This is a genomic window from Herbaspirillum sp. NPDC087042, assembly GCF_044745245.1.
In the GTDB taxonomy this organism is placed as follows: Bacteria; Pseudomonadota; Gammaproteobacteria; order Burkholderiales; family Burkholderiaceae_D; genus Herbaspirillum.
On record NZ_JBIUZW010000035.1, the window covers coordinates 1 to 7,823 of the forward strand.

General features: G+C 60.0%; 5 protein-coding genes and 1 pseudogene. All 6 read left to right on the plus strand.

The genetic code is table 11. From position 1 onward, the window contains the following. Positions 1-45 precede the first annotated feature (45 nt). Entirely contained in the window at positions 46-561 is a 516-nt protein-coding gene (nusG, locus tag ACIPHN_RS25480; protein WP_400441908.1) for a transcription termination/antitermination protein NusG, read from the plus strand. 155 nt (positions 562-716) lie between these two features. After that, a complete protein-coding gene (gene rplK / locus ACIPHN_RS25485) occupies positions 717-1,148 on the plus strand; it encodes a 50S ribosomal protein L11 (protein WP_006465498.1) in 432 nt (143 codons plus the stop codon). Further along, positions 1,148-1,843, plus strand: a complete 696-nt coding sequence (rplA, locus tag ACIPHN_RS25490) for a 50S ribosomal protein L1 (RefSeq protein ID WP_400441911.1) — start codon at positions 1,148-1,150, stop codon at positions 1,841-1,843. Before rplK ends, rplA begins: the two co-directional genes overlap by 1 nt. A 327-nt stretch (positions 1,844-2,170) precedes the next feature. Next, positions 2,171-2,668, plus strand: a pseudogene (gene rplJ / locus ACIPHN_RS25495) (50S ribosomal protein L10). A gap of 96 nt (positions 2,669-2,764) precedes the next feature. Next, the gene (gene rplL, locus ACIPHN_RS25500; RefSeq protein WP_006465495.1) at positions 2,765-3,142 is read left to right on the plus strand and encodes a 50S ribosomal protein L7/L12; all 378 of its coding nucleotides are present in this window, start codon (positions 2,765-2,767) and stop codon (positions 3,140-3,142) included. Positions 3,143-3,420: 278 nt separating this feature from the next. Beyond that, positions 3,421-7,527 carry a DNA-directed RNA polymerase subunit beta gene (gene rpoB / locus ACIPHN_RS25505; RefSeq protein ID WP_400441914.1) on the plus strand — a complete coding sequence of 1,369 codons (4,107 nt, stop codon included), beginning with the start codon at positions 3,421-3,423 and terminating at the stop codon, positions 7,525-7,527. Positions 7,528-7,823 lie beyond the last annotated feature (296 nt).

Here is a 7,823-nt window from a genome sequence, read left to right on the forward strand (position 1 = left end):
ATGGGGTCGCTTAGCGGGTCAGGCGCCGGAAAATAGCGCTGGTACGTGGGGCATGCGTATTCCGGCATGGAAAAGAGCGTGCAGCGCGCGCTGACCGAGCGCATCAACCGCGCCGGCATGCAAGAACAGTTCGGCCAGATCCTGGTGCCGACTGAAGAAGTGGTCGACATGAAGAACGGCCACAAGTCGGTGACCGAACGTCGTTTCTTCCCGGGCTACGTCCTGGTCGAGATGGAAATGACGGATGAAACCTGGCACCTGGTGAAGAACACCAGCAAGGTCACCGGTTTCATCGGCGGCAAGTCGAATCGCCCGACCCCGCTGCCGCAGCGCGAAGTCGATTCGCTGCTGCGCCAGATGCAGGAAGGTGTCGAGAAGCCGCGTCCGAAGGTGCTCTACGAAGTTGGCGAAATGGTCCGCATCAAGGAAGGCCCGTTCACCGATTTCAATGGCAACGTCGAAGAAGTGAACTACGAAAAATCGCGCGTGCGCGTCTCGGTCACCATCTTCGGTCGCGCCACTCCGGTCGAACTCGAATTCGGCCAGCTGGAAAAAGTCTGATCCCGCCCGGGAATCCCGCTTTCTCTAAGAAATTCAGCGCCCGTCGGAGCGCGTCGGACAAGGTATCGTCCGTCATTCCGGCAATCCGAGGAGCCAAAGTAAGACGCCGCAAGGCCGATGAACCGGCGCTAAAACTCAATCAATAAGGAGCCGTCATGGCAAAGAAGATTATTGGTTTTATCAAGCTGCAAGTGCCAGCTGGTAAAGCGAACCCGTCCCCCCCGATCGGCCCTGCGCTGGGTCAGCGCGGCCTGAACATCATGGAATTCTGCAAGGCGTTCAACGCCCAGACCCAAGGTGTTGAGCCGGGTCTGCCGATTCCGGTCGTGATCACCGCCTTCGCGGACAAGTCCTTCACCTTCGTGATGAAGACTCCGCCGGCGACCATCCTGATCAAGAAGGCTGCTGGTATCCAGAAGGGTTCCGCCAAGCCGCATACCGACAAGGTCGGCTCGATCACCCGCAAGCAAGCGGAAGAGATCGCTACCCAGAAGAAGCCGGACCTGACCGCTGCTGATCTGGAAGCTGCAGTGCGTACCATCGCTGGTTCCGCACGTTCGATGGGCATCACGGTGGAGGGTCTGTAATGGCTAAGGTATCCAAGCGCATGAAGGCAATGAAGGACAAGGTCGACCGTACCAAGGCCTACCCGTTCGACAACGCCGTTTCCCTGATCAAGGAATTCGCAACCGCGAAGTTCAACGAATCCATCGACGTCGCCGTCCAGCTGGGCGTTGACGCCAAGAAGTCGGACCAGGTTGTTCGTGGTTCCGTGGTTCTGCCTGCTGGTACCGGCAAGACCGTTCGCGTGGCCGTGTTCGCCTCCGGCGACAAGGCTGAAGCTGCCAAGGCAGCTGGCGCAGACGTGGTCGGCATGGAAGACCTGGCAGAGCGCGTGAAGGCCGGCGACATGCCGTTCGACATCGTCATCGCTTCGCCCGACACCATGCGTATCGTCGGTACCCTGGGTCAGATCCTGGGTCCCCGCGGCCTGATGCCTAACCCGAAGGTCGGTACCGTGACCCCGGACGTGGCAACTGCCGTCAAGAACGCCAAGGCTGGTCAAGTGCAATACCGTACCGACAAGTCCGGTATCATCCACGCTACCATCGGCCGCAAGTCGTTCTCCGACGCCGATCTGAAGGCCAACCTGCTGGCCCTGATCGACGCACTGAACAAGGCCAAGCCGGCCAGCAGCAAGGGTATCTACCTGCGCAAGATCGCTCTGTCGTCCACCATGGGCGCTGGCGTTCGCGTTGACCAGGCTTCCCTGGCTGCCTAAGCAAGCAATATAGTCCCCGTTTCCGCAAGGAAGCGGGGCATCTCTTTGGGCTGTCGTCCTTGTTTCGATGATGACGGCAGGCCTTCAAAGACCGTTGGGCGGAGACCGGCAGCAGCAAGCCGGACGAAGTTAAAAATGGCTGGACGCAAGAACAGCTGACCCAACGCAGATGGTGACCCCGAGCAAGTTTCGTAGTCTCAGGCAGCATTTTCGGTTTTGCCCTATGCTGCAGTGAACTCCTAAACGTCGGACGCCGTGTTCGAACCGGTGCAAGGCAAGCAGGCATATGCCTGTGTCGTGGCCAAGTACTATTTTTGGAGGTTGATCTTGAGTCTCAATCTGAATGACAAGAAGGCCGTCGTCGCCGAAGTTTCCGCAAAGGTTGCAACTGCGCAAACGATCGTCGTTGCCGAATACCGTGGCATCCAGGTTGGTTCCTTGACGCAACTGCGCGCACAAGCGCGTGCCCAAGGCGTGTACCTGCGCGTGTTGTAAATCACGCTGGCTCGTCGCGCTGTTGAAGGCACGAAGTTTGCCGACCTCGCCCCGCAACTGACCGGTCCGCTGATCTACTCGATCTCGGAAGATGCCGTGGCCGCTGCCAAAGTCCTGTCGGACTTTGCCAAGACCAACGACAAGCTGGTTGTGAAGGCAGGTAACTACGAAGGCAAGCAGCTGGATAAGGCTGCTGTGGCTTCGCTGGCAAGCATCCCGTCTCGCGAAGTTCTGCTGGCCCAGGTTCTGGGCATGATGCAGGCTCCCGTGTCGGGCTTTGCGCGCGCTCTGGCTGCCCTGGCAGTCAAGAAGGAAGCCGAAGCCGCATGATGCACGGCCGCCTCTGGCGGCCCCGCTCTGCAGTTTCGACGCCTTCGCGTCATTACCAATCTGATGTTATTACCGAAATAAATTTAGGAGTTTCAAATGGCAATTAGCAAAGAAGACATCCTGGAAGCCGTTGGCGCGCTGTCCGTGATGGAACTGAATGACCTGGTCAAGGCATTCGAAGAGAAGTTTGGTGTTTCCGCTGCCGCTATGGCTGCTCCGGCCGCCGGTGGCGCTGCTGGCGGCGCTGCTGCTGCTGAAGAACAGACCGAATTCACCGTTGTGCTGGCTGAAGTCGGCGCCAACAAGGTCGGCGTCATCAAGGCCGTCCGTGAAATCACCGGCCTGGGTCTGAAGGAAGCCAAGGATCTGGTCGACGGCGCACCGAAGCCCGTGAAGGAAGGCATCGCCAAGGCTGACGCCGAAGCTGCCAAGAAGAAGCTGGAAGAAGCTGGCGCCAAGGCCGAACTGAAGTAATTCTCTTGCCTACCAAGGCGAGTCATTACTCCGGAGTCAAAGTGCAGAATCCCTTGAAAAAGGGATTCGGCTTTGGCTCCTTTGTCGTTTCTTATTTTTGCTCGTGAAATGATGCGCTGCAGTGTTCGTTGTCAGGAATATTAAGCGCGATCGAAGCAAAAAACTAGGGTAGACATTTGAAGATTTGAGTGCCGATAACCCGGACCTGCTTTCCGGCAAGTCGTGCGGTTTGATCGAATCTTGAACTCTCTATCCTTCCTGTCACTCACGGAGTGTCCATGCACTACTCATTTACTGAGAAGAAGCGCATTCGCAAGTCCTTCGCGAAACGCGCAAACGTCCACAACGTTCCGTTCCTGCTCGCGACCCAGATCGAGTCGTACCAGAATTTCCTGCAACCTGAGCGTATTGCTTCAGAGCGCAAGAATGAAGGCCTGCAATCGGCTTTCACGTCGATCTTCCCCATCGTGTCGCACAATGGTTTTGCGCGCCTCGAATTCCTGTCCTATGTGCTGGGCGCTCCGCCTTTTGACGTCAAAGAGTGTCAGCAACGTGGCCTGACCTTCGCTTCCCCGCTGCGCGCCAAGGTGCGTCTGGTGATCCTGGACAAGGAATCGCCGACCAAGCCGGTCGTCAAGGAAATGAAGGAACAGGAAGTCTACATGGGCGAACTGCCCCTGATGACGACCACCGGTTCCTTCGTGATCAACGGCACCGAGCGCGTGATCGTGTCCCAGCTGCACCGCTCCCCGGGCGTGTTCTTCGAACACGACCGCGGCAAGACGCACTCGTCGGGCAAGCTGCTGTTCTCGGCCCGTATCATTCCTTACCGCGGCTCCTGGCTGGACTTCGAATTCGACCCGAAGGACATCCTGTTCTTCCGCGTCGACCGCCGCCGCAAGATGCCGGTCACGATCCTGCTCAAGGCCATCGGCATGACGTCCGAGCAGATCCTGGCGAACTTCTTCGTCTTCGATAACTTCAACCTGCACGCCGATGGCGCCGACATGGAGTTCGTCTCCGAGCGCCTGCGTGGTGAAGTCGCGCGTTTCGACATCACCGACAAGTCGGGCAAGGTGATGGTCGCCAAGGACAAGCGCATCAACGCCAAGCACGTGCGTGACATCGAAGCCGCTGGCGTCAAGCACATCTCCGTGCCTGAGGACTACCTGCTGGGCCGCGTGCTGGCCAAGAACATCGTCGATCCGGAAACCGGTGAAGTCGTGGCCGTGGCCAACGACGAACTGACCGAGGAACTGCTGGCCAAGCTGCGCGACGCCAACATCACCGCGATCCAGACCCTGTACACCAACGACCTGGATCAGGGCGGCTACATCTCGCAGACCCTGCGTACCGACGACACCGCCGACCAGACCGCTGCACGCGTGGCGATCTACCGCATGATGCGTCCTGGCGAACCGCCGACCGAAGAGTCCGTGGAAGCGCTGTTCAACGGCCTGTTCTACAGCGAAGACCGCTACGACCTGTCGGCCGTGGGCCGCATGAAGTTCAACCGTCGCGTCAGCCGCGACGAGCTGACCGGCACCATGACCCTGTCCAATGACGACATCCTGGCCGTCATCAAGATCCTGGTCGAACTGCGTAACGGCCGTGGCGAAGTCGATGACATCGACCACCTGGGTAACCGTCGCGTGCGTTGCGTGGGCGAACTGGCCGAGAACCAGTTCCGCGCCGGCCTGGTGCGCGTGGAGCGCGCCGTCAAGGAACGCCTGGGCCAGGCCGAAGCCGACAACCTGATGCCGCACGACCTGATCAACTCCAAGCCGATCTCGGCTGCTATCCGTGAGTTCTTCGGTTCGTCCCAGCTGTCGCAGTTCATGGACCAGACCAACCCGCTGTCGGAAATCACCCACAAGCGTCGTGTTTCCGCCCTGGGCCCTGGCGGTCTGACCCGCGAACGTGCCGGCTTCGAAGTGCGCGACGTGCACCCGACCCACTACGGCCGCGTCTGCCCGATCGAAACGCCTGAAGGCCCGAACATCGGCCTGATCAACTCGCTGGCGCTGTATGCCCGCCTGAACGAATACGGTTTCCTGGAAACCCCGTACCGCAAGGTCGAGGGCAGCAAGGTCACCAACCAGATCGACTACCTGTCGGCCATCGAAGAAGGTCGTTACGTGATCGCCCAGGCGAACGCGACCATCGACGGCGAAGGCAAGCTGTCCGATGAACTGGTGTCGGCCCGTGAAGCTGGCGAAACCATTCTGGTCTCGCCGGAACGCGTGCAGTACATGGACGTGGCCCCGGGCCAGGTGGTGTCGGTGGCAGCCTCGCTGATTCCGTTCCTGGAACACGATGACGCGAACCGTGCACTGATGGGCGCCAACATGCAGCGCCAGGCCGTGCCTTGCCTGCGTCCGGAAAAGCCGCTGGTCGGCACCGGCATCGAACGTACCGTGGCAGTTGACTCCGGTACCACCGTGCAAGCCCTGCGTGGCGGCGTGGTGGACTACGTCGATGCAGGCCGTGTGGTGATCCGCGTCAACGACGACGAGGCGCAAGCCGGCGAAGTCGGTGTGGATATCTACAACCTGATCAAGTACACCCGTTCCAACCAGAACACCAACATCAACCAGCGTCCGATCGTCAAGATCGGTGACCGCGTCGCCAAGCACGACGTGATCGCCGACGGCGCCTCGACCGACATGGGCGAGCTGGCACTGGGCCAGAACATGCTGGTGGCCTTCATGCCCTGGAACGGCTACAACTTCGAAGACTCGATCCTGATCTCGGAGAAGGTCGTGGCCGATGACCGCTACACCTCGATCCACATCGAGGAACTGTCGGTCGTGGCACGTGACACCAAGCTGGGTGCAGAAGAAATCACCCGCGACATCTCCAACCTGGCCGAAAACCAACTGGCCCGTCTGGATGAGTCGGGCATCGTCTACATCGGCGCTGAAGTCGAAGCTGGCGACACCCTGGTCGGTAAGGTCACCCCGAAGGGCGAGACCCAGCTGACTCCGGAAGAGAAGCTGCTGCGCGCGATCTTCGGCGAGAAGGCTTCCGACGTGAAGGACACCTCGCTGCGCGTGCCCTCGGGCATGGTCGGTACCGTCATCGACGTGCAGGTGTTCACCCGTGAAGGCATCCAGCGTGACAAGCGCGCCCAGCAGATCATCGACGATGAACTCAAGCGCTACCGCCTGGACCTGAACGACCAGCTGCGTATCGTGGAAGGCGATGCCTTCCAGCGTCTGGAGCGTCTCCTGATCGGCAAGGTCGCCAATGGCGGCCCGAAGAAGCTGGTCAAGGGCACCAAGCTGGACAAGGCCTACCTGGATGACCTGGACAAGTTCCACTGGTTCGACATCCGTCCGGCTGACGACGATATTGCCAACGCCCTGGAAGCCATCAAGGAATCCATCGCCGAGAAGCGTCACCAGTTCGACCTGGCCTTCGAAGAGAAGCGCAAGAAGCTGACCCAGGGCGATGAACTGCCGCCGGGCGTGCAGAAGATGGTCAAGGTCTACCTGGCGGTGAAGCGTCGCCTGCAGCCTGGCGACAAGATGGCCGGTCGTCACGGTAACAAGGGTGTGGTCTCCCGCATCCTGCCGATCGAAGACATGCCGCACATGGCCGACGGTACCCCCGCCGACATCGTGCTGAACCCGCTGGGCGTGCCCTCGCGTATGAACGTCGGTCAGGTGCTGGAAGTCCACCTGGGCTGGGCTGCCAAGGGTCTGGGTCTGCGTCTGGGCGAAATGGCGCAAGCACATGCCAAGGTGGCCGAGCTGCGCAAGTTCCTGACCACGATCTACAACGAGTCGGGCAAGCAGGAAGCGCTGGACGAGTTCAGCGACGAGGAAATCGTCGAACTGGTGACCAACCTGAAGAAGGGCGTGCCCTTCGCGACCCCGGTGTTCGACGGTGCGCACGAGAAGGAAACCCGCCGCATGCTGGACCTGGCCTACCCGGATCCGGTCGCCAAGCAGCTGGGCATGACCCCCTCGAAGAACCAGGTCACCATGTATGACGGCCGTACCGGCGAAGCTTTCGAGCGCACCGTGACTGTTGGCTACATGCACTACCTGAAGCTGCACCACCTGGTCGACGACAAGATGCACGCCCGTTCCACCGGTCCGTACTCGCTGGTGACCCAGCAACCGCTGGGCGGCAAGGCACAGTTCGGCGGCCAGCGTTTCGGCGAAATGGAAGTGTGGGCACTGGAAGCCTATGGCGCCTCCTACGTCCTGCAGGAAATGCTGACCGTCAAGTCCGACGACGTGAACGGCCGTACCAAGGTCTACGAGAACCTGGTCAAGGGCGATCACGTGATCGACGCCGGCATGCCGGAATCCTTCAACGTGTTGGTGAAGGAAATCCGCTCGCTGGGTATCGACATCGACCTGGAACGCGAATGATGTAAAGGGGTGCGCGGCGCAGACTGCGCACCCCGCCGGTCTTTCCGGCGAAGCAAGAATTCAGTATCAGCGAATCACGAGATTCAAGAGAAGTACGGCAGTAAGCTGGGGAGGTCTGTCCCGGTATCGAGCGGCACCACGAAAGAATGCTTTCGTTGGCTCTCCCGCCGATGCGAACAGGGTTAAGCAGGGTGAACCGGCCACACGTAAATTTAGTTTTTTCACGCCAACCTGGAGTGATACATGAAAGCACTGCTCGAGGTCTGCGCGGACGTGGAGCCATGCGAGCGCGTCGT

Excerpts from the sequence above, each read along its gene's own strand:
- rplK (WP_006465498.1), top strand. The coding sequence starts at position 717 with ATGGCAAAGAAGATTATTGGTTTTATCAAGCTGCAAGTGCCAGCTGGT.
- rplA (WP_400441911.1), top strand. The coding sequence starts at position 1,148 with ATGGCTAAGGTATCCAAGCGCATGAAGGCAATGAAGGACAAGGTCGAC.
- rplL (WP_006465495.1), top strand. The coding sequence starts at position 2,765 with ATGGCAATTAGCAAAGAAGACATCCTGGAAGCCGTTGGCGCGCTGTCC.
- rpoB (WP_400441914.1), top strand. The coding sequence starts at position 3,421 with ATGCACTACTCATTTACTGAGAAGAAGCGCATTCGCAAGTCCTTCGCG.